Origin of the sequence: Streptomyces sp. A012304 (assembly GCF_026008495.1) — a bacterium.
In the GTDB taxonomy this organism is placed as follows: domain Bacteria; phylum Actinomycetota; class Actinomycetes; order Streptomycetales; family Streptomycetaceae; genus Streptomyces.
This window is the reverse complement of the sequence record NZ_BQUN01000015.1, coordinates 33,550-53,129: the sequence shown is the minus strand read 5'-3', so window position 1 is coordinate 53,129 and position 19,580 is coordinate 33,550. Positions and strand designations below refer to the sequence as shown.

Genomic DNA, 19,580 nt, shown 5'->3' with positions numbered 1-19,580 from the left:
CCCCCGCCACACCCGTACGGAATCACGCGTACGAGATGGCGGGGGCCGTCCGCTGTTCCAGGAGCTGCTCCCGCCTCAGCCGGCGAGGAGCTTCTTCACCACGGCGGCGACGCGGCCGCCCTCGGCCAGCCCGGCCACCTTCGGGTTGACGATCTTCATGACGGCGCCCATGGCCCGCGGCCCCTCGGCACCGGCCGCCTTCGCCTCCTCGACGGCCTGGGCGACGATGTCGTTCAGCTCCTCGTCGCTGAGCTGCTTGGGCAGGTACGCGGCCAGGACCTCGCCCTCCGCCTTCTCCCGCTCGGCCTGCTCGGTGCGGCCACCCTGCGCGAAGGCGTCGGCCGCCTCCCGCCGCTTCTTCGCCTCCCGGGTGATCACCTTCTGCACCTCGTCGTCGGAGAGCTCGCGCTTCTCCTTGCCCGCGACCTCCTCCTTGGTGATCGCGGTGAGCGTCAGCCGGAGCGTCGAGGAGCGGAGCTCGTCGCGCTCCTTGATCGCGGCATTCAGGTCTTCCTGCAGCTTCGACTTGAGCGTGGTCATGCGTGTGATTGTCGCAGGTGCGGTCGGGCCGACGCCCGTTCATTTAAGGGCCGGTGGGTCTGACACGATGGACACATGCGCGCGCGATACGGAGTTCCCCTTGGAATCGCGGCGGTTGGCGCCGCCGGACTGCTCTACTCGGCGGGCTTCGAAGCCCGCTCCTTCCGCCTGCGGCGGGTGACGGTCCCCGTCCTGCCCGCCGGGATGCGTCCCCTGCGCGTGTTGCAGGTCTCCGACATCCACATGGTCAGCGGTCAGCGCAAGAAGCAGCGCTGGCTGCGCTCGCTGGCCGGCCTGCGCCCCGACTTCGTGATCAACACGGGCGACAACCTCTCCGACCCGGAGGGCGTCCCGGAGGTCCTGGACGCGCTCGGCCCGCTGATGGAGTTCCCGGGCGCGTACGTCTTCGGCTCCAACGACTACTACGGCCCCAAGCTGCGCAACCCGGCCCGCTACCTGCTGGAGAAGACCCAGGGCCGGCACGGCCTGAACGGCAACCCGCCCGCCGTCGGCGTCGTCCACAACCCGTGGGAGGACCTGCGCGACGGCTTCGACGGCGCGGGCTGGCTCAACCTGACGAACACGCGCGGCACCCTCAAGGTCGAGGGCGTCTCCGTGGAGCTCACGGGCCTGGACGACCCGCACATCAAGCGGGACCGGTACACCGAGGTGGCCGGCGGTCCGTCCGGCTCGGCCGACTTCTCGATGGGCGTGGTGCACGCGCCGTACCTGCGCACGCTGGACGCGTTCACGGCGGACGACTACCCCCTGATCCTCGCCGGCCACACCCACGGCGGCCAGCTGTGCATTCCCTTCTACGGCGCCCTCGTCACCAACTGCGACCTGGACACCGACCGCGTGAAGGGCCTGTCCACGCACACGTCGCAGGGGCGTACGGCCTACCTCCACGTGTCGGCCGGGTGCGGCACCAACCGGTACACCCCGGTGAGGTTCGCCTGCCCACCCGAGGCGACGCTGCTGACCTTGGTGGGCCGGGAGTAGAGAGCGGCACGCGGGGGCGGCGGGTCATGGTGGGGGAGGTCGGAGCGCCGGAGGGGGTGCCGCCGTGGGTGCGACCGTCCCCCACTCGGCCCACCCGGATCGCCCCTTTCATCCCCTCTCCCTAGCGTGAGGGCATGACCGCCCCGATACCCAGGGACATCCCGGACCTGCCGCCGATCCCGCGCACCCACGCGCTCCTGCCGTCCTCCGTCCCCGCCACGGCGGTGGTGCCCCCGGTACGCCGTCCCCTGGTCGGCGTCCTGCGCCTGCTGGTCGCCCTCACCGCGGCAGCGGGCGTCACGCTCGCCGTGCTGCTCGGCAGCGCCCCGCTGGTCCTGAGCCACTTCGCGGTCCAGAGCAGCATCCTGCTCGCCCTGGTCACACTGCTGTCGGCCCGCCGCGCCTGGACGGCCCGCCGCCCCCTGCCCGCCGCCCTGACCGGCGCGGCACTGCTGTACGTGACGATCAGCGGCCTGGTGTACCACCTGCTCCTCGCGGACGCGGCGAGCCCGTTCTCCGTGACGGCCGCCACCGGCGCCCCCGGCGGCTGGCACACGGTCGCCCACCACCTCCTGCACACGGTGACCCCGGCGGCCGCCGTCCTCGACTGGCTGCTGCTGACCGCCCCCGGCCACCTGCGCCTGCGACAGGCCGCGCCCTGGATGCTCTACCCGCTGGCCTACCTGGCGTTCCTCCTGATACGCGCCGAGCTGATCACTCCCGGCAGCCCCGGCCGCTCCCTCTACCCCTTCCTCGACGCCGGCGCCCACGGCTACAAGCACATCCTCGCCAACGCCCTCCTCCTGGGCCTGTCCTTCTACGCCCTGGCACTCCTCCTGGTCGCCCTCGACCACACCCGCCCGAACCCGATCCGCCACCGCGCCAAAACCGGATTTCGTCTACAGCCACCGGTGGGCTAAAGTAAACGACGTCGCCGCGAGAAGCAGCGACATCGGGGTGTAGCGCAGCTTGGCAGCGCGCTTCGTTCGGGACGAAGAGGTCGTGGGTTCAAATCCCGCCACCCCGACAGTGAAGTACCAGGTCAGGGGCCTGATCCGCTTAGCGGGTCGGGCCCCTGAGTGGTTCCTGGAGATATTTTGGGAGAAATCTGGGAGAAGATCTCGGTCGGAATCTCCCAGCGGGCAGCAGCCGCACCCACCTGATCACCGCGTCACCGCATCCCGCTCATGTGGAGCTGAGACGTTGGATGCGCCAGGTCAAGGCTGTCGCGAGGCGGCGGCCGCTGTCCAGGTGCGCGATCGTGAACTGGGCGGCATGCGCTCCGGAGTCGTGCTGTTGATTCGTCTCGGCAATCCGGCTGAACACCAGACGACCCGAAGACCGTCCCGACGGGCGACGGACTCACTCAAACGGCTCATGGCGCCTATACGCTCCTGGGTCGGACAACTGGCCTGGTCAGTATGGGATTAGAAGCGCCCCTCCACGAGTGAGTTCTTGCTTGCCACCGCCGCCACACGCTCCGTATCCTGCTGAGCAACGCGTTGACGGAGACGAGTAGCCACGGATCACGCGAGCAGAGAGAGCCGCCGATAGCTGGGAAGGCGGTCTCGCGCCCCGAGGTGAAGACCCTCCCGAGCGCGGGGAGGAACGGCCACCCTGGTGGCCTAATGCCCCGCCGGCCGGCCCCCGTCACCGGGCCCGAATGAGGCCGCCACTATGTGGCGGCGAAAGTGCGGTGGCACCGCGAGTTGCCCTTCTCGCCCGCACTCCCAAGGGATCATGACGACGTCCTTCGGAGGACCGAAATGATCCACAGCCGCGTACACGTCTCCGACCTGCGAGAACACGTCGGCCGTACCGTCACCGTCTGCGGGTGGGTGAACACGCTCCGCCTGCAGCGCAAGATGCAGTTCCTCATCGTGCGGGACAACACCGGCATGGTCCAGGTGACCCACAAGCGCGACGACGGGCCGCTGGAGGCCCAGCTCGAAGCACTCACCCCCGAATCCGCCGTGAGGATCACCGGCCGCGTCGTCGACGCCGCCCAGGTCAAACTCGGCGGCCTGGAGATCGTCCCCGAAGCGGTCGAGGTTTTGAACCCGGCCGCCACGCCGCTGCCGATCGACGAGCACACCGGCCTGGAGCAGCGCATGGACTGGCGCTTCCTGGACGTGCGCCGCCGTCCCGCCGCCCAGTTGATGTTCGCCGTGCAGACCACCCTGGAGCAGGGCATGCGCGAGTACGCGTACGCGCAGGGCGCCACCGAGATGCACACCCCCAAGCTCATGGGCACCGCCTCGGAGTCCGGCGCGGAGGTCTTCAAGCTCGGCTACTTCGGCCGCAACGCCTATCTGGCGCAGTCGCCGCAGTTCTTCAAGCAGATGGCGATTGCGGCCGGCGTCGACAAGGTCTTCGAGATCGGGCCGGTCTTCCGCGCCGAGCCGTCGTTCACCTCCCGCCACTCCACCGAGTTCACAGGCGTGGACGTCGAGCTGGCCTGGATCGACGGGGTCGAGGACGTGATGGCGTTCGAGGAGCAGATGCTCGCCCACGCGATCGCCAAGGTCGCTGACGCGCACGGTGAGGCGATCGCTGAGCACTTCGGTGTCGAGGTCACCGTGCCCACGACGCCCTTTCCCCGCATCACCATGGCCGAGGCGCAGGAAATCCTGCGCAAGGTCGGCTGGGACCCGGCAGGAATCAAGGAGGACCTGGACCCGGAGGGCGAGCGGGGTATCTCGGCCCACATCAAGGAGGCCACCGGGCATGAGTTCGTGTTCATCACGCACTACCCGGTCGGTATCCGGCCCTTCTACCACATGCGGCCGGCCGATGACTCGAGCGTGACCTTGAGCTTCGACCTGCTGTGGAAGGGCCTGGAGGTCACCACCGGTGCGCAGCGCGAGCACCGGTACGACATGCTGCTGAAGCAGGCCGCCGAGAAGGGCATGAGCACCGAGCCGATGCAGGACTACCTGAACGCGTTCCGGTACGGGTGCCCGCCGCACGGGGGCCTCGGCATGGGCCTCGGACGGGTGCTGATGGTGATGCTCGGCCTGGACTCCATCCGTGAGGCCACCTTCCTCTTCCGCGGGCCGAACCGGCTCACGCCGTAGCCGGTCGTGGTTTGCGACCCACGACACGGGCGAGCGCCTCGTGTCGTGGGCCGCGGCATCAGTAGCGGACATTGCGCAGGTCATGCATCCATGCCTCGCTGGGGTTCTTGTCCCAGTACGCCCGCAGCGCCAGTTCACGCTCAGAGAAGAGGCCCTGGTAGCAGAGGCCACCGTGGGAGAGGGTGACGCTCATGGCGAGCGCCGACTCGGTGGTGACCCAGTGGGGTGTCAGAGCGTGGCTCCACAGCTGGTCTCCGGGTCGCATGGTGACGGAGTGTCGATCGGCCACGTCGTGCTCGGGCGGTTCCTCGCCGGTCGTCTCACCGATGACCGCCGCATCGGCTGACAGATGCTTGTCGGGGGCGAGGTAGCTGTGGAACGTTTTGGTGCCGTGGACCTGCCAAACCAGTCCGTGCGAGTTGTCATTGTGGTACGTCGAGGACGCACCCTCGGTGGACAGGAACAGGATGGGTGCCAGGCGCTGCCAGGTGAAGCCCCGGGCGGACAGGTGGGTGCGCCAGGGGATCATGACCTCATCCTGGAAGCCGCTCAGGAGGTCGTCGTAGAAGCGACTGAGGTTGAAGTGCACCAGCCGGAATGGCCAAGTGACGACCTCTTCGAGCGGGGCGGTGCGGAAAGTGGCGGTACGGTCCATGCGCACCTGCCAGTCGTCGTCCCCAAGGATCGTGAACCGGGCCTCCTCGTCCTGGCGGATGTGGTCCAGGACGTCGACGGCGGGCAGGAACGTGTAGCCGAAGCGAGCGTCCAGCGGAAAGTTCGGCGGCTGCCGCCACCGGCCGGTGAAGTCATCAGGAGTCGTGATCGTCATAGGACAGTCCATGGAGTCGTGTGCGGGCAGCCCGCCCTCATGCCTGCGTGGCACACGACGCACTGCGTTCGTCGGACGCGGCGGAAGGGCGGCAGATGGCAGCGCAGTCCGGGGTTACCCGGTCCTGCGCCGGAGCGGTCAGGAACTGTCTGATCTCGGCACGGGGCGCGTGGACGCTGACCGACGCCTGGCCGTAGGGACAGCGCCGCATGTGGCCGTCAGCGGACACGTAAGCGGTCGCCGAGCGGCACGACCAGCGATCGCCCCCTGTGGCGGGCAGCTGAAGATCCCGCAGCTCGTCGAGGTACTCCCGGTACCGGTCGGACAGATTGAAGTAGCGGCCCAGCACGTCGGCGTCGAGATGTTGCTGGACCAGATAGTCCTGCACCGACTTGCCGTCGCGGCGCAGGGCACGCTCGTCGAGGACCACCGGGCTGAACTGGACCTCCACTCCTGCGGCAGATACGAGGCCGGCCAACTCCCGACACTCGCTGTCGCTCAAGCCCCAGCAGGTCACGTGCAGGATCTTCGTCCCGGTGCTGATCGCGCGCAGCGTGTCGATGCCCGAAGCCGCTGTGCGGGTGGTGCGTCCCAGCAGCATCGCGCCTTGTGAGTCGGCGGAGACGGTCACGTTGGCCAGCAGATGCGCCACCGTGGAGAGGGTGACGACCTCGGCCACGGCACGGGCTGAGGTCACCATCGACACAGACATACCGAACTGGCGGGCCAGCCGCGCGAGCTGCCTGAGCTGCGGGTGGTGGGTCGGTTCGCCACCGGTCAGGCATACCCCGTCCACGCCCATCTCCTTCAGCCGCGACAGGGTGCGGGTGTAGGTCGCGGTGTCGAGGAAGCCGTGAGCGCGGTCGGCGCGGAAACAGAACCCGCAGGCCACCTTGCAGTGCCCCGCCGTGGAGATCAGCGCCGTGCGAACGTGGGCGCTCATTGCACCCCCGTGTTGTCCCACACGGCGATCTCCACGGTGCTCGTATAGAACGCGCACATCTCGGGGTCCGGGGTATCGCCGCCGATGAGGGCCTGCTCGTTGCGGGACGGGCCGCCACAGATCGCGAGTGCCGGGCAGTTCCCGCATTCGGGGATGGGAGCGACCCTCTTCGCCACGCCGGTCAGGCTGTCCGGATCGGCTCGCACCTCATCGAGGGTGCGCAGGAACGACGGCTCGGTGAAGTTGATGTCGCACAGGCTGACCCGGTTGCCGGGCAGCAGGGCGGCGTTCAGGCTGCGGTCGCCCTGCATGTGGTCGAACAGCATCGGCCGGCGGGTGTCCAGGGCCTGGAAGGCGCGGTCCAGGACGGAGAACAGCATTCCGCCCCTTGCCAGGGCGGTCAGCCGGGCCTCGTACAACTCGCGCGCCAGGTCGGTGCCGTTGACCTGCCAGCGGCCCGCGGTCGGGATGGGCGTGTTGACGTAGATGAACTTCAGCCCGAGGTCATCGATGATCCACCGGACAGTCTCGGCGAGGCGTCCGATGTTCGCGGCCGTCGGGGTGAGGTTGCAGCCCACGTGCAGCCCATCAGCCTCGACGAACCGGGCGACGTTGCGGCGAATCCGGTCGTCCGCGGGCTGACCGCCGAGCAGAAGGCGGTGCGCGGAGTTGATTCCCGGCGGACCGTCGATGGAGATACCGACTCCGTACTCGTACGCCACGAAGTGGTCGAGGGCAGCGTCGGTCAGGCGGGCACCGTTGGTGACGACCGTGCGCCGCACCCTCGCCACGCCGTAGCGGTCGGCGAGGGTGTCGGCAAGCTGGTCGCCGTACTGAATGAGGTCGAAGCGGATGGTCGGCTCGCCGCCGAACCATTGGATGGACACCTCTTCCTGTCCAGCGTTCTGCTCGAACAGGAACTCCAGCCCTTCCGAGAGCTCTTCCTTCGTCATGTCCGGCTTGCCGGTATTGGTGTCGACGAAGCAGTAGGTGCACGCCATGTTGCAGCGGTCGGTGAGGACCACGCGCAGACCGCTGATGCGAGAGGGGCTGGCGTCCAGGCCGAGGAATCGAAGACGGTCACGGAGTGCTTCGCGCCGGTCGGCCACGGGGCCGCCGGGAGTGAAGCCGAGCCCTGCAAGGGCTTCATGGGTCGCGGTCGGGGGGACCCCGGCGAGGTCGTTAACCTCGCCGGAGTCGATGAACACACTGTCCAGCGCGACCGGGTCGAGGAGAACCGCTTCCCCGTCCCGCTCGTACTGGAAGTACTTCCCCCACAGCATCCGGGGGACGGCCATGGTGGTCAGGCCGCCGTTTCCTCTTCGGCGATCCCGAGTTCGCCCATGATCTCGCGGACCTTCTCCTCGGCGGCGGCCTGGAGCTTCGCGGAGGTGGCCGGCGAGCCACCGTCGGCGAGGACGATCACACCGGGCAGCGTCGGGTTCGGCACGATGACCGTGATGCCGGCCGGGTCGGTACCGATGACCATGATCGCGTCCTTCAGTTCGACCCAGTCGGTGCGCTCCTTGAGCGCCTCGATGATGCGGCCCTGCTTCTCCTGGAAGGAGGCGCGCTCACCCATCCACACGCCCGCCTTGGACTTGGAGTCCACGACGTCCGCGTAGATCAGGTGGTCTTTCTTCTCTCGCCTGGCTTGAGGCATGGCTGATCCTTCCTCGTGCGCTGGATGTACTCGAACAACCCCCGCAGACCGGCCGGGTACCGCCCCGCTCAGGGGGCGCGGGCGGAGCGGCGCTTGGCAGCACTGCGACAACCGGGCACGGGGTTGTGCAGGCCCCCGGGTCTCCAGCCCCGCCGCTCCGCGGTGCACAGCAGCGTGGTGAGACGTGGCTTCGCAGTGACGTGGTGACATCATGCTGACCCGCGAGGTCCTATTCGAGGACTCGGACAGGCCATCAAAAGGACTTGTGCGGGACCTAGTTACTCTTTGGTGGGCGTGTTTGCGCCACGATGAGGACATCGCATGCCGCTCTCTGACGAGAGCTCGTCCCGGAGGAGATCCATGGCGCGTCCCGCAGGCAACATCAAACTCAAGGCCGCCCGTCTGGCTGCCGGATACAACTCCCAGCAAGCCTTGGCCGACGCCATCACCAAGGTGGCACCAAGCCTCGGCATCAGGGGTCTGGCTGTCGGCGTCCGGCAGATCCGGCGCTGGGAGTCCGCCTCACCGCCCTGGCCGCAGCCCGATGTGCACCGGGTCCTGACCCACCTCTTGGGGCAGACCATGGAAGACCTCGGATTCACACCTCCGTGGGGAAGCGCACGGACCCAGCCCAGCACCGTGACCGGCGGCACCCCCCGCGCCCCGCTGGCCGGAGCCAGGTTGGCTTCCGTGCCCGCTCAAGGCGGGGCCACGACACAGCCAGCGAGTGTCGGCAGGCATTTCGAGGCTGTCACCCGCGCGCATCGGCACCTGTACTGGTCCGTCGCCCCTGCCGTGCTGCATCCGGCGATCCTGGAGCATGCCCGTCTGGGGTGCGCTCTCCTCCCAGAAACGGCGAACCCAGCCCGTCAGACCGTCGCGGCCGCACTGGCCGAGTCCTACCTGCTGGCCGGCCGTATCGAGTTCTTCGACCTGCAACAGCCAGGACAGGCTTCAGAGACCCTCCTACGGGCTCTACAGGCAGCAGGCGAAGCGGATGACCCTTTGCTCGGAGCGGCCATCCTCGCGCACATGGCCTTCATCCCGGGCTGGGCGGACGACCGGGAAGCCGCAGCCGAGCGCATGCTGGCCGCCCGTACCTACGCCCGCCGCGGGCACGCATCGGCGGAGTTCTGGGCGTGGCTGGATGCCGTAGAGGCGGAATGCGAGACCCGCTGCGGAGATCCTCACGCAGCCCTGCGCTTGATCCGCCGCGCCGAGGACACACTCGCCGAGGGCTCCGAACACGCCACGCCTGACTGGGTGGACTGGTTCAGCCCTGTCCGCCTGTCCGCGTTCAAAGGCAACACGCAGTTGAAGGCCGGCCACTTGCCGCAGGCTCGCCAGACACTCCTCGACGTACTCGACGGCCTGCCACCCGAGTCGGACAAACAGCGCACCGTCGTCCTTGGCGACCTCGCCGCAGTCGAAGCCGCAGACGGCAAACCGGAGGAGGCATGCCGATACGCCATCATGGCCCTCGACCAGTTGGCTATCACCTGGTACGCCACCGGCATGGATCGCATCCGCGAGGTCCGGCGCACGCTCGCCCCCTGGCAGCACGAGCAGTGCGTCCGGAACCTCGATGACCGTCTCTACGACTGGGGCACGACGGTCAGCGCCCTCCAGCGTTGAACTTGGCAATCTTCTCCGGCAGTTCCGCCAGCGAATCGATGCGCATCGTCGTGATGGCGTCCGCGTCCGGATCGCGCTGCTGGATCGTGCCCCAGGGGCCGCGTCGGATGAGGGCCGTCAGGAGCCCCGCCTGTACGGCAGGGCGGATGTCGTTGTCGAGCCGGTCACCGACGTAAAGGATCTCGCCAGGCTCAGCAGGCGTCGCCTCGATGACATGCTCGAAGAAGCTGGCGTCCGGCTTTGACGCTCCCCAGTCGTCGCTGGTGGCAATCATGTCGGAAGGAAGATCCAGCCCACGCAGCAGACCGCCGGCCCGCACGGTCTGGTTCCCGGCGATGCCAACCCACAGCCCCGCTTCACGCAGGGCTGCCAGGGTGGGCCGGACGTCAGGGTAGAGATCATCCTCGCCAAACCACTCCGGCTTCCCGGCAGCCGCGCGCTTCTCCCGCTCCTCAGTCAGGTCGAACCCGGGCCGGAACTCCTGGAACGTCTCCCGGTAGTCGCGCCCCTGCGCGATGACGGCCCCGAACATCGCCGCGAAGGTGTGCCGTGGCACCCCCAGCCAGTCCGCCCACGTTCCGTACTCCCGGGTCTCGTCAACAAGACACTCGCCCACGTCGAATACCACCGCACGAATCATGCTCGGCAGGTTAGCTAAGGAGCGACGGTCCGCTCGGGGCTGGGGCTGGGTCGAGCGCCCTTTCCTGCTGCGCGCTGCGCGGCACATGGCTCCTGCACGGTGCCAGCCGCGCGGTCACTCAGAAGTCGACCCGGGATCGTCAGGCAGACCGTCACACGTGAGGACCATGTCGGGCTCGTCGAGGTACCACGAGTAAGAGTGGCTGGCGAGTTTCGGTAGCGCGACCTGGCTGGCCCGTGCCCTCTGCCCTCGAACGCCGTGAGAAACCGGCATTTATCGGCCGATAGGCCACCCTTAGACGCCCATTCGGTAAAGTCTTTCTTGCGCGATTCTGTGATAGGACCGCCAGTCGCCACGGCTTCAACGAACCAGAAATGCCCGCACTCTTCGGCCAGATCCACGATGAGGCAATCGGGGAGCAATTTAGCTACATCAAGCGGCATCTTGATCTTCTTCAAGAAAGCAATATCCTCGGACCGTACCTTTTCTTGGGACTGAGAGATGAAGAGAACCCTTGGTTCCAGCATTACGCGGGGGCAAAATTTCTCGATCACGTCCTTCAGTATCCAGCTGCTCTCGCCTGTCGAAAGCTGTCTTTCCGTTCCGTCCGGAAGGCGGGCTGATACCCCTACCTCACCCTTGGCCTTTCTGCGCAACTCATCGACTCGCGAGAGTGCTACCGGATCAAAAGCCTTGTCTTGCCACGCCTTGATGGCCTCGCTCAGATCCTCTCCTACCAGTGCCGGGTCGAGGAGTTTCACGAACTCCGGATCCAAGGTGTAGCGGGGTCTCTGGGAGGTGGTTTTCACGCTTTCGTCGACCCGGAGCACGTCGTGATCACTCCAGGATCGCAGCGTCTGGTCACGGAGCAGGCTTGCGAGATCCGCAGGTAATAATATTGACCGATCCTCATTCGGGACGAAGAGGTCGTGGGTTCAAATCCCGCCACCCCGCACAGTGAAACACCAGGTCAGGGGCCTGATCCGCTTAGCGGGTCGGCCCCTGAGTGGTTCCTGGGGCCGTTTTGGGAGCCATTTGCGAGCCGACTTCGGAATTCGGCTCCCCTGGCGGCCACTCTTCGAGATCAGGGAGCTGGTCGGCACACGCCGCCCGACGGTCGGCTACCCCCATCGCCGGGCTCAGCGGGCGGCGGCACGGCATAGTCGTGGTCCTCCGCAGTCTCCCGCAACGTCCGTTCCTCCAGGTTCAGATCACTTGACGGAAAGCAACGCCCGAGTCTCCTCGGCGCACCCCCACGACAGCGTGACGCCGGCGCCTCCGTGCCCGTAGTTGTGCACGACCGCAGTGCCGTCCTCCCGCGCCTCTTCCCCGTGGGGGTAGAAGCACAGAGGGTCCGGGGAGAGGCCGGTGTCCTCGGAGAAGAACTCGGTCAACCCAGGTTGGTGACGACGACGTGCTGGCCGCGGATGGGCCGAAGGTCAGGGGCCGGAACCAGGTCGCGTGACCCGAGACTGGTGAGCCGGCCGCCCGTTGCCGGGTCCTGGGCCAGCTCCCGGAAGATCTCCAAGGACCGTTGTCCCCACTGGTCGACCTTGTCCTTCCGCTCGACCAGGTAAGGCCCCCACATCGCCGCAGCCGCCAGCGACGTGCCCCCGGCACCTGCTCGGCGACCACGTGCACCGAAGCCCCGGACTCGGCGAGAACAACGGCCGTGGTAAGCCCAGCCACCCCAGCCCCGGCAACGACAACGCGCTCCCCTGCGGTCATGAACCCCACCCTAAGCACCGAACGTAGCCGCTGGTTTCTCGTGTCGGACTACCTCTCACTGCCCCGCTGCTACGGTCGCGTGTATGACGCTCTCGGTCGCCATGAGTCAGGCTGTTGACCTACGCGTACAGCCGGTTGACGAGATTCTGGGTCGCGTAGCGCGGTCTCTGCAGGTGCGTTTCCTACCGGATACGGTGGTGCGCAAGCGCCGGTCCGTAGGAGCACGGACAAACCGCGAGACCTGGGTCCGCATCGAGCGACGCCCGCTCGCCAGGATCAGCGATCAGGGATGGAACGGCGCGGAGTGCGCCGCCCGCTTGAATGGCGTCGCCCAGCCGGCATGGCAGGGATGCGTGGTCTGGCGGGACGCGAACGAACCGGTGATGTGGCGGGCCGACGAAACTGACCTCCTGCCCGCCGCTCCGGTCGGAAACGCCATTCTGAGTGGGGCCCCCGAACTCCCGGACGAGTGGTGGGATCGGTTGAACGCCTCTCTGGACGCGCTGGCAACGCACCAGACGAGGCGGGTCGCCACACCCGACACCGAGACCATCACCCAGGCGTCGGTCACCGAGACCATCCGAGCTGTCTTTCCCGGCGACTTCGATACGACCGTCCAGCGTTGGGTGCCTGCCCACGCCGACCTGAACTGGGCCAACGTCACGGCGCCGGTGTTCAGCCTCTTCGACTGGGAGGACTGGGGGAACGCCCCACAGGGACTGGACTCGGCCTCACTGTGGGCGAGCTCGCTTGCCGTCCCTTCTCTGGCCGATCGTGTACGGCAGGAGCGTCGGTGGGACTTCGAGAGCCGGGACGGCAAGCTGATGACGCTGTTCGTCTGCGCGAAGATCCTTGGGCCGTACGCGCACCCTGAGGATCCTCGGTTGGAGCCTGCACAGCGCACGGCCGAGCAGGTCATCGAGGAGCTTCAAGCGGAGTGATCACGCGAGCAGTCGCGGAGGAGCTTCCGGTACTCCTGGACGGTCCGCTCCTCCACCTGGCCTGCCAGGGCTCCGACGAGTTCCCCAAGGTGGGTCGGCTCGTCGGTGCCCACGGCGAACCGGGATCCCTATTGCCGAAGCCGTTGTTATTCCACGGGATCTCGCCCAGGTCCTTGGAGCGGTAACACACACAGAGGTACGGCGACGGAGGCGGGGTTTCCTGGGGCGGGTGAGGACTACGCCAGTCCCAGGATCACGCGGACGCACTCTTCAACTCGCCGTATCTCGCTCGGAGCCAGCAGGCCGAGACGCCGCCGAAGCCTGGGTTTGTCGACGGTGTGCAGGTCGGTGCAGTTCACGTATGACTCGTCGTACTTGGTCACCCCGCAGTCCGGACCGATCGGGACGTGGGTGGAGACGGGGCCCGGTGTCCCGGTGATCACGGCGACGGTGACCGCCGACAGTGGTTCCGCGACGCGGTTCACCGTGAGGACGAGAACCGGATGCGGGCCGAGGGGGCTGGGGAGGGCGCAACCCCATACCTCGCCCCGCAGGGCGGAGCCGATGTTCACCATTCGGTCTCGTCCGCTGCCGCCAGTTCGTCCTCGGTCGCGGGCAGAACGCCCGCGGGGGTCGGAGCCTGGGAGCCCTGGTAGAACTCGCGGATCTCTCGGGAAGCGGCAACCTCGGCCGCCTCGCGGGAGAGGAGTCGAAGTCCCTCGCGCAGGGCGTCGGAGAGCGAGTGCAGCTTGAGGGTCTGCATCACCTGTTGCAGGTCCTCAAGCTCGTCCGGTCGCAGTCGCACCTGGGCCACGCTCGTCGCGCCGCCCCCGACCTGCTTCGGACGGGCCGCGGCCGCGGTGCGCCTCCTGGCCGCGGTACCCGAGGCGCGGTTCTTCGGGTCGGTCTTCGAAGCCATTCCTACCTCCCCTCCCATCGTGTATGACAAATGTCGTACAGCCAGTGTCATCCTCGTGTCCCGGCTGGTCAAGCGCTCTGAATCAACGACTCAGGCGGTGGCTGGCAGGTGTTCCTCAGCCCGTCGGCAGTCCCGGCAACGGCCGGGTTGCGCCGCACGGAATCCCCGGTCGCAGCCGTCGCAGTTCCGCATGGGCACGACGGCCGGACCTGCTGGGGGTTCTGCGCCTCTCGCCGGTGCGGACAGGGGAGTCTCCTTGAGCCGGTAGGCGAGGATGCCGGCCGGGCGGGTCAGGAAGTGGTCCGGGAGCCGTGCGGTGAGGTGGTCCGTGATCTGTGTGGGCAGAAGGCCCGCCGCGAGCCACCGGGTGACGGCCGGGGCGAGGCGGGCGGCTTCCTGCTCGGTGAGGACGAGGCGGGGGTCGACCCGGTGCAGTGCGGCGAGTACGGCGATGGCCTTGGGGTCGGCGTCCGCGAGCGGGACCGGGGCCGGTGTCTCCGCCTCGGGTGGCGTGGACGCCTGCGCTGTTTCCGGTACGGCCGGTGACGGGGGCGGGACCGACGCGGCGTCGGGTCGCTTCCTGGGGCGGCGCGGTCGGGGAGGCTCGGGCGGGCCGTCCGGATCGGGCTCGGGAGCACCGCCGGGGACGTCGTAGAAGTACGTGCGGGTACGGACCTGCCCGGTGGGCGTCCGCTCGCGGCGACGCTCCAGGTATCCGGCCTCCTCCAGCTCCCTGAGCGCTCGCGAGATGAGGATCTCGCCCTCGCTGAAGTGCTCGCACAGGGCGGTGATGGTCACGGGGGTGCCGTCGGGCAGGGAGAGGATGTACGCCGCGACACCGACCGTGACCGCGCTGCCGCGCCGTTGCGCGAGGGCGTTGGAGATCACCGTGAAGTCGGCCGTCAGCCGGGTGCGGACGTGGATCACGCCGGAGGTCGGAGGTCCGGCGGAGGCGCGCAGGGGCGCGTTAGACTGCGGGTCAGCCATCGGGAAGTCTGTCTCTTCCTGATCGGTCAGGCCCTCGTTCGGGATTGCCGTCCCGGCCGGGGGCCGATGTCTGTGTGCGGTTGTCGCGGCGAACGTAACCGCCCTGATCCCGCGCCTGCAAGCCGGTCACTCGGACGGGTGACGCGGGCTTCGCGGCCGGGGAGGGTGGGTGGGCGGGTAGTTCTTTCCCCCGGTTCTTTGGGGAGGTCAGCGGCCTGCCGGGCCCTCGCGGACAGGGGTCCGGTGGGCCCGGGGCGTGGACGGTGACCGGAGCCCGGCGGGCTCAGTGACGGTGGCCGCCGGCCTTCAACTCGCCTATGAAGGCGGTCCATGAGGCGGCCTCGAAACACAGTGCAGGGCCGTGCGGGACCTTGCTGTCACGGACGGGGACGACGGTCTCGTGGAGTCCGTCGGCCACCTCCACGCAGTCGCCCCCCGCCTGATTGCTGTAGCTGCTCTTGCGCCAGGCGACGCCGTTCAGATCGGGTCGGGAGATTCGCGCCACGGTAGTTGCCCTCCATGGTGGACCGGATCATGTCGAGCGACATGAGCGGGGGCAGCGCTGCCGCCCGCAGCCGATCGTAAATCACCTTGTAGCGACTGACATTGACTGGTTCTTCGATGAGTTGGCCGTAGTCCGAGCCTTCTGTGTAGGCCACTTCCGAGCCATCCGGGAGTGTCAGGATCGTCAGCGACCCGCCCATTGCCTCGTGTCCGCCTTGGTCGAACGGCAGCACCTGAATGCTGATGTGACGTTCCGCTGCCGCATCGAGCAGACGGGTCAACTGCTGCCGCATCACGCCATGACCGCCGATGGGACGCCTCAACACCGCCTCGTCCAGGATCACCACCAACTCCGGCCGGTCGGGCGAACTCAGTCGTTCCTGCCGTCCCATACGGGCTGCGGCCCGCTCCTCCAACTGATCTTCGCCGTCGAGCATTGCGTCCAGAGCGAGAACCGCTCGCGCGTAGTCCTCCGTCTGCAACAGACCCGGCACCACATGTGCCGCGTACTGCCGAATGACCACCGCCCGCTCCGAGTACTCCATGAACTTCCGCGACCAGTCCGGAAACGCCTCCCGGTACACGTACGGCCACAGCTCCACCAGCAAGTCGTCCGCACCGAGCGTCACATCCAGCGCCCGCGCCAGCTCCAGTGTCGGTTTCGCCCCGGACGCCCGCTCGATCTGTGTGATCCGCGTACCCACCACGTGGACCTTGTCGCCGAGTTCGGTCTGGGTCAGTCCGGCCGCCAGGCGGAGCCTGCGCACCCGCGCACCGAACAGTGCGGCCATCGAGGTACTGGGGTCGATTCCGTTGGCCAAAGCGTCACTTCCGTTCCTTACAGGTCGAAAAGTAAGGCTGCGTCATCTGTTGAGCGTAGGGCGGCAGGACGACTCTTGAGAGCGGAACGTGACGGGTCGCGCACATCGTGCGACGCCTCCCTGCTCGACGGAGAAGGACGGAACAGACCGTGCTGACAGAAACGACCGCCCCGGCGGACCAACCGGAGCGTGGTGCCGCGCCACTCGCGTCGGAGGTGGATGCCCTCACGGCCGTACGGAACGAACTGCCTCTTGTTGCCCAGTTCGTCTCCTCTCCCCGGGGCGCGCGACTCGCCCGGCGGCTCGCCGTACGGCGCATGGAGGAGTGGGGATATCCGCCGGCATCGGACGCGTCGTGCGCGGTCGCCCTCGTCGTCGCCGAACTCGCGGCGAACGCCGTGCGGCACGGCCGCGTAGCGGGACGGGACTTCTGCCTCCGACTCGCTCTCGACACGGCGGCGGGCCTGGTTCGCGTCGAGGTCGCGGACGCGGCCGGCGGGAAACGGCCCCCCACGACCCCGCCTTCGTCGGCTCCTGAGGGCGAGTCGGGCCGAGGACTGCTTCTTGTGGATGCCCTGGCCGTGCGCTGGGGATCGGCGCCGCGTCACCCGCTGGGCAAGACGGTGTGGGCGGAAGTGGCCATCACCCACGACACGCGGCTCCAGCGGGCCTTCACCAACCAGGAACTCCCGGTGACCGTGCTGGAGGTGGAGCGGGGAACGGGGGGTCTGCCGCCCGTCTGACGGGCGTGCGTCAGCGTCGCTCGTCCTTGGGCTTCCGCTCGCTGGGCAGGAAGGCGTCCGGGTTGACGTACCGCACGCGGCGCAGCCACAGGGCGCCGCCGCCGATGCTGGCCATGACGAAGCCGGCGAGCGTGAGCAGGAGCAGGAAGCTGCGCAGCGGGGTGGCGTCGACGCGTTCGTAGCCGGCCCAGCTGGCGATGCACAGGACGGTGCCGGCGCCGAACAGGGCGAGGGAGCGCCAGGACATCCAGGTCTTCAGCGCCTCGACGGGGTCGCCGTCGACCCACAACAGTTGTGAACGGCGGGTGGTGACGGCCGACTTGACGGCGGTGACCGCGCCCTCGGGCTCGCCGTCCGGGGTGAGGTCCAGGTACTCCCACAGGTCGGCCAGGGCCTCGTACGCCTGCTGGTCGTCGTAGTGGACGGGTTCGACGACGGTGCCGTCGCCGAGGGCCGTCTCCTCCTCGGCGCGGCGCTGGAACTCCTTGTTGATGACGTCGGTCGGCACGGGCGCCTCACCGGCGAGAATCTGCCGCAGGTGCTGGCAGAACGCGCCGATGACGGGCTTGCGACGGACAGCGTGCACCGCTTCCTTGAGGTCCGCCATGCCGCTCTCGCCGTAGGAGAGGTAGTCGCGCATGACGACCGCCAGGGCGTGGGCGGAGGGAGCGGGAGGCGGCTGTTCGGTCACGGGGTTGTCCCTTCCCATTCAAGGCCGTCGGTACCCAAGGAGATTGGAAGTATAGACACTTGCTCGTAGGGTATAGACACACGAGCATCCTGACCCGGGTGCGGCCAACGGGGGGCACACCGAACAGTGGACAAGAAGACCCTCATAGCGATCCTTGCCGTCTGCGCGTTCCTGTTCAGCGGCTGTGGCGGCATGATGTTCGTCAGCGGGGGCGCGGTCATAGGCGCCGCCAGCATCTTCTCCGGTGTCTTCGGCAGCGAGGGCGGTGGCGACGGCGACGGCGGCGGCGGTCTGCCCGGTGGGACCGTGTGCGACCCGGGCGGCGAGAAGATCCAAACCAACGTCCCCGGTGTCGGCCCGTACACGGTCAACGAGGAGCAGATGGGCAACGCGGCGATCATCGTGCGTGTCGGTCAGAAGACCAAGGTCCCCGACGCCGGTCTGGTCATCGCCATCATGACGGCCCTTCAGGAGAGTCAGCTCCGCAACATCGACTACGGCGACCGGGACAGCGTCGGCCTCTTCCAGCAGCGCCCGTCGGCCGGCTGGGGCTCCGTCAAAGAGATCATGGACCCCAACTACTCCGCGAAGGCGTTCTACGGCGGCCCCAACCACCCGAGCCCGCCCAACCCCCGCGGTCTGCTCGGCGTCCCCAATTGGGAGCAGATGGACAAGGGCGCGGCCGCTCAGGCCGTTCAGGTCTCGGCCTTCCCCGACGCCTACTCCAAGTGGGAGGGCGTCTCGGGCCTGATCGTCGGCCGCGCCAAGAACATCAAGTGCAACGACGTCGGCCTCAGCGGTGACGTCGGCAAGGTGATCCAGGCCGCCAAGAACCAGCTCGGCATCGACTACTGCTGGGGCGGCGGCGACGCCAACGGGCCGACGTACACCAGGGACTGCCCCTCGGGCGTCAAGACCGGCTTCGACTGCTCGGGGCTCACGCTCTACGCGTACGCGCAGGTCGGCATCACTCTCGGCCACTACACCGGCGACCAGTGGAACGCCGGCATCAGGGTGAGCTCGTACAGTTCGCTCAAGCCGGGGGATCTGATGTTCTGGTCGGACACCGGCACGGTCGGCGGCATCCACCATGTGAGCATGTATCTGGGCAACGACCAGATGATCCACGCGCCGCGCACCGGCAAGACCGTGGAGATCGTCCCCAACGTCAGCAAGAACAGCTACTGGATGGACCAGTGGATCGGCGGCTCGCGGCTGCTCAAGGACGGCGGCGGCAAGGCCGAGAAGCCGGTCGACGACGGAACCGACTAGGCCGCGCCCGGACGACGCTTCGCCAGGAGGACCCTGTGATCGCAATGCCCCGCCGCGCGGCGGCCCTGTGCTGCCTGGCGGCCCTGGCCGCCACCGCCCTGCTCGGCGGCTGCACGAGGGACGAGGAGCCGGACCCCGCGCCCTCGTCCTCCGGGCCCTCGGTGAGCGCCGCGCCCGGCGCCGGGCAGTCGACGCCTCCGCCGGCCGGGAACCCGACCGGCCCGAGCGCGAGTCCCAGCGCGGTGGACCACAGCGACCCGGAGATGGTGGCGGCCGCCTTCGTCACCGCCTACACCAAGCAGAACTGGAAGGTCGACGGCCCGCGCGCCTATCTGGACCGGATCGCGCCGTACACCACCACCGCCTACCTGGCGAAGCTGCGCGGCAGCAGCGGCGACCGCTGCGGTGTCACCTGTGAGGCGGCGCAGAAGAGGGGAGTGACGGTCAGCGCGTCCAATGTCGCGACGGTGATCCCGGGCGAGGCGCCGCGCACTCCGACCGCGGTGTGGGTGCAGGTCACCTACGTGGAGCGGACCACCTGGGGCGGCGGCGGGGACGGCGCCAACGAGGCCATGAACCTCAAGGTGGTCAAGACGGGCGGCAAGTGGCTGGTGGACGCGCGGACCGGCGAGTGAGCCCAGAGGG

General features: G+C 68.2%; 23 protein-coding genes, 1 tRNA gene and 1 pseudogene. 9 read left to right on the top strand and 16 right to left on the bottom strand.

What is annotated here, in order from left to right:
• Positions 1–75: 75 nt before the first annotated feature.
• Positions 76–540, bottom strand: a complete 465-nt coding sequence (locus tag ALMP_RS05040) for a GatB/YqeY domain-containing protein (RefSeq protein WP_264924972.1) — start codon at positions 538–540, stop codon at positions 76–78.
• A 75-nt stretch (positions 541–615) separates the two neighbouring features.
• Between ALMP_RS05040 and ALMP_RS05035 the strand changes: the two genes are divergently transcribed.
• The 4 genes from ALMP_RS05035 to aspS all read left to right on the top strand — a co-directional run bounded on the left by ALMP_RS05035 (position 616) and on the right by aspS (position 4,619).
• Positions 616–1,542 (top strand): metallophosphoesterase, encoded by a 927-nt coding sequence (locus ALMP_RS05035; RefSeq protein ID WP_264924971.1) that lies wholly within the window; start codon positions 616–618, stop codon positions 1,540–1,542.
• 134 nt (positions 1,543–1,676) lie between these two features.
• A complete protein-coding gene (locus tag ALMP_RS05030) occupies positions 1,677–2,462 on the top strand; it encodes a Pr6Pr family membrane protein (RefSeq protein ID WP_264924970.1) in 786 nt (261 codons plus the stop codon).
• A gap of 33 nt (positions 2,463–2,495) precedes the next feature.
• Positions 2,496–2,569 (top strand) — tRNA-Pro (locus ALMP_RS05025).
• A 739-nt stretch (positions 2,570–3,308) separates the two neighbouring features.
• Positions 3,309–4,619, top strand: a complete 1,311-nt coding sequence (gene aspS, locus ALMP_RS05020; protein ID WP_264924969.1) for an aspartate--tRNA(Asn) ligase — start codon at positions 3,309–3,311, stop codon at positions 4,617–4,619.
• 58 nt (positions 4,620–4,677) lie between these two features.
• Here aspS and ALMP_RS05015 read toward each other — a convergent pair whose 3' ends face one another.
• From ALMP_RS05015 to ALMP_RS05000, 4 genes are read right to left on the bottom strand one after another with little or no spacing between them, the layout of a single operon-like run.
• A complete protein-coding gene (locus ALMP_RS05015; RefSeq protein WP_264924968.1) occupies positions 4,678–5,448 on the bottom strand; it encodes a cupin-like domain-containing protein in 771 nt (256 codons plus the stop codon).
• A 37-nt stretch (positions 5,449–5,485) separates the two neighbouring features.
• Entirely contained in the window at positions 5,486–6,391 is a 906-nt protein-coding gene (locus tag ALMP_RS05010) for a radical SAM protein (RefSeq protein WP_264924967.1), read from the bottom strand.
• Complete coding sequence (locus ALMP_RS05005; protein WP_264924966.1) at positions 6,388–7,689, bottom strand: radical SAM protein; 1,302 nt, start codon at positions 7,687–7,689, stop codon at positions 6,388–6,390. The genes ALMP_RS05010 and ALMP_RS05005 overlap by 4 nt, the downstream gene beginning before the upstream one ends.
• Positions 7,690–7,694: 5 nt before the next feature.
• Positions 7,695–8,054 (bottom strand): hypothetical protein, encoded by a 360-nt coding sequence (locus ALMP_RS05000; protein WP_264924965.1) that lies wholly within the window; start codon positions 8,052–8,054, stop codon positions 7,695–7,697.
• A 360-nt stretch (positions 8,055–8,414) separates the two neighbouring features.
• On the opposite strand from ALMP_RS05000, the gene ALMP_RS04995 reads away from it, so the two are divergent.
• A complete protein-coding gene (locus tag ALMP_RS04995) occupies positions 8,415–9,689 on the top strand; it encodes a transcriptional regulator (RefSeq protein ID WP_264924964.1) in 1,275 nt (424 codons plus the stop codon).
• Here the strand turns inward: ALMP_RS04995 and ALMP_RS04990 are convergent.
• From ALMP_RS04990 to ALMP_RS44310, 5 genes and pseudogenes are all read right to left on the bottom strand, one after another.
• Positions 9,670–10,329 (bottom strand): HAD family hydrolase, encoded by a 660-nt coding sequence (locus ALMP_RS04990; protein ID WP_264924963.1) that lies wholly within the window; start codon positions 10,327–10,329, stop codon positions 9,670–9,672. The two genes, ALMP_RS04995 and ALMP_RS04990, sit on opposite strands and share 20 nt — an antisense overlap.
• Before the next feature lie 14 nt (positions 10,330–10,343).
• Positions 10,344–11,159 (bottom strand): BsuBI/PstI family type II restriction endonuclease, encoded by an 816-nt coding sequence (locus tag ALMP_RS04985; RefSeq protein ID WP_264924962.1) that lies wholly within the window; start codon positions 11,157–11,159, stop codon positions 10,344–10,346.
• A 381-nt stretch (positions 11,160–11,540) separates the two neighbouring features.
• On the bottom strand, positions 11,541–11,723 hold the full coding sequence (locus tag ALMP_RS44320) for an FAD-dependent oxidoreductase (RefSeq protein WP_375803438.1): 183 nt from the start codon (positions 11,721–11,723) through the stop codon (positions 11,541–11,543).
• Entirely contained in the window at positions 11,720–11,917 is a 198-nt protein-coding gene (locus ALMP_RS44315; RefSeq protein ID WP_375803437.1) for a hypothetical protein, read from the bottom strand. The genes ALMP_RS44320 and ALMP_RS44315 overlap by 4 nt, the downstream gene beginning before the upstream one ends.
• A gap of 20 nt (positions 11,918–11,937) precedes the next feature.
• A pseudogene (locus ALMP_RS44310) lies at positions 11,938–12,057 on the bottom strand (FAD-binding protein); the annotation flags it as partial.
• An 83-nt stretch (positions 12,058–12,140) separates the two neighbouring features.
• On the opposite strand from ALMP_RS44310, the gene ALMP_RS04975 reads away from it, so the two are divergent.
• On the top strand, positions 12,141–12,998 hold the full coding sequence (locus ALMP_RS04975) for a hypothetical protein (RefSeq protein WP_264924961.1): 858 nt from the start codon (positions 12,141–12,143) through the stop codon (positions 12,996–12,998).
• Positions 12,999–13,234: 236 nt separating this feature from the next.
• Here the strand turns inward: ALMP_RS04975 and ALMP_RS04965 are convergent, their stop codons facing one another.
• From ALMP_RS04965 to ALMP_RS04945, 5 genes are all read right to left on the bottom strand, one after another.
• On the bottom strand, positions 13,235–13,573 hold the full coding sequence (locus ALMP_RS04965; protein WP_264924960.1) for a type II toxin-antitoxin system PemK/MazF family toxin: 339 nt from the start codon (positions 13,571–13,573) through the stop codon (positions 13,235–13,237).
• On the bottom strand, positions 13,567–13,917 hold the full coding sequence (locus ALMP_RS04960; protein ID WP_264924959.1) for a hypothetical protein: 351 nt from the start codon (positions 13,915–13,917) through the stop codon (positions 13,567–13,569). The genes ALMP_RS04965 and ALMP_RS04960 overlap by 7 nt, the downstream gene beginning before the upstream one ends.
• Positions 13,918–14,007: 90 nt before the next feature.
• The gene (locus tag ALMP_RS04955; RefSeq protein WP_264924958.1) at positions 14,008–14,904 is read right to left on the bottom strand and encodes a hypothetical protein; all 897 of its coding nucleotides are present in this window, start codon (positions 14,902–14,904) and stop codon (positions 14,008–14,010) included.
• 283 nt (positions 14,905–15,187) lie between these two features.
• Complete coding sequence (locus tag ALMP_RS04950) at positions 15,188–15,322, bottom strand: DUF397 domain-containing protein (RefSeq protein ID WP_264924957.1); 135 nt, start codon at positions 15,320–15,322, stop codon at positions 15,188–15,190.
• The gene (locus ALMP_RS04945) at positions 15,282–16,199 is read right to left on the bottom strand and encodes a helix-turn-helix transcriptional regulator (protein WP_264924956.1); all 918 of its coding nucleotides are present in this window, start codon (positions 16,197–16,199) and stop codon (positions 15,282–15,284) included. Before ALMP_RS04945 ends, ALMP_RS04950 begins: the two co-directional genes overlap by 41 nt.
• Positions 16,200–16,378: 179 nt before the next feature.
• Between ALMP_RS04945 and ALMP_RS04940 the strand changes: the two genes are divergently transcribed.
• Positions 16,379–16,972: an ATP-binding protein gene (locus ALMP_RS04940; RefSeq protein WP_375803434.1), complete on the top strand. Its 594-nt coding sequence runs from the start codon at positions 16,379–16,381 to the stop codon at positions 16,970–16,972.
• 10 nt (positions 16,973–16,982) lie between these two features.
• Here the strand turns inward: ALMP_RS04940 and ALMP_RS04935 are convergent, their stop codons facing one another.
• Complete coding sequence (locus ALMP_RS04935) at positions 16,983–17,663, bottom strand: hypothetical protein (protein WP_264924955.1); 681 nt, start codon at positions 17,661–17,663, stop codon at positions 16,983–16,985.
• A 126-nt stretch (positions 17,664–17,789) separates the two neighbouring features.
• Between ALMP_RS04935 and ALMP_RS04930 the strand changes: the two genes are divergently transcribed.
• Positions 17,790–18,935: a C40 family peptidase gene (locus ALMP_RS04930; RefSeq protein ID WP_264924954.1), complete on the top strand. Its 1,146-nt coding sequence runs from the start codon at positions 17,790–17,792 to the stop codon at positions 18,933–18,935.
• Between the two features lie 35 nt (positions 18,936–18,970).
• A complete protein-coding gene (locus ALMP_RS04925; protein WP_264924953.1) occupies positions 18,971–19,570 on the top strand; it encodes a hypothetical protein in 600 nt (199 codons plus the stop codon).
• Positions 19,571–19,580 lie beyond the last annotated feature (10 nt).

Bases quoted from the DNA above. Each gene is read 5' to 3' on its own strand.
- ALMP_RS04945 (WP_264924956.1), bottom strand. From the start codon at position 16,199: ATGGCCGCACTGTTCGGTGCGCGGGTGCGCAGGCTCCGCCTGGCGGCC.
- ALMP_RS04965 (WP_264924960.1), bottom strand. From the start codon at position 13,573: ATGGTGAACATCGGCTCCGCCCTGCGGGGCGAGGTATGGGGTTGCGCC.
- ALMP_RS05000 (WP_264924965.1), bottom strand. From the start codon at position 8,054: ATGCCTCAAGCCAGGCGAGAGAAGAAAGACCACCTGATCTACGCGGAC.
- aspS (WP_264924969.1), top strand. From the start codon at position 3,309: ATGATCCACAGCCGCGTACACGTCTCCGACCTGCGAGAACACGTCGGC.
- ALMP_RS05030 (WP_264924970.1), top strand. From the start codon at position 1,677: ATGACCGCCCCGATACCCAGGGACATCCCGGACCTGCCGCCGATCCCG.
- ALMP_RS04960 (WP_264924959.1), bottom strand. From the start codon at position 13,917: ATGGCTTCGAAGACCGACCCGAAGAACCGCGCCTCGGGTACCGCGGCC.
- ALMP_RS05015 (WP_264924968.1), bottom strand. From the start codon at position 5,448: ATGACGATCACGACTCCTGATGACTTCACCGGCCGGTGGCGGCAGCCG.
- ALMP_RS44315 (WP_375803437.1), bottom strand. From the start codon at position 11,917: ATGTGGGGGCCTTACCTGGTCGAGCGGAAGGACAAGGTCGACCAGTGG.
- ALMP_RS05035 (WP_264924971.1), top strand. From the start codon at position 616: ATGCGCGCGCGATACGGAGTTCCCCTTGGAATCGCGGCGGTTGGCGCC.
- ALMP_RS04955 (WP_264924958.1), bottom strand. From the start codon at position 14,904: ATGGCTGACCCGCAGTCTAACGCGCCCCTGCGCGCCTCCGCCGGACCT.
- ALMP_RS04975 (WP_264924961.1), top strand. From the start codon at position 12,141: ATGACGCTCTCGGTCGCCATGAGTCAGGCTGTTGACCTACGCGTACAG.
- ALMP_RS05040 (WP_264924972.1), bottom strand. From the start codon at position 540: ATGACCACGCTCAAGTCGAAGCTGCAGGAAGACCTGAATGCCGCGATC.
- ALMP_RS05005 (WP_264924966.1), bottom strand. From the start codon at position 7,689: ATGGCCGTCCCCCGGATGCTGTGGGGGAAGTACTTCCAGTACGAGCGG.
- ALMP_RS04990 (WP_264924963.1), bottom strand. From the start codon at position 10,329: ATGATTCGTGCGGTGGTATTCGACGTGGGCGAGTGTCTTGTTGACGAG.
- ALMP_RS05010 (WP_264924967.1), bottom strand. From the start codon at position 6,391: ATGAGCGCCCACGTTCGCACGGCGCTGATCTCCACGGCGGGGCACTGC.
- ALMP_RS04995 (WP_264924964.1), top strand. From the start codon at position 8,415: ATGGCGCGTCCCGCAGGCAACATCAAACTCAAGGCCGCCCGTCTGGCT.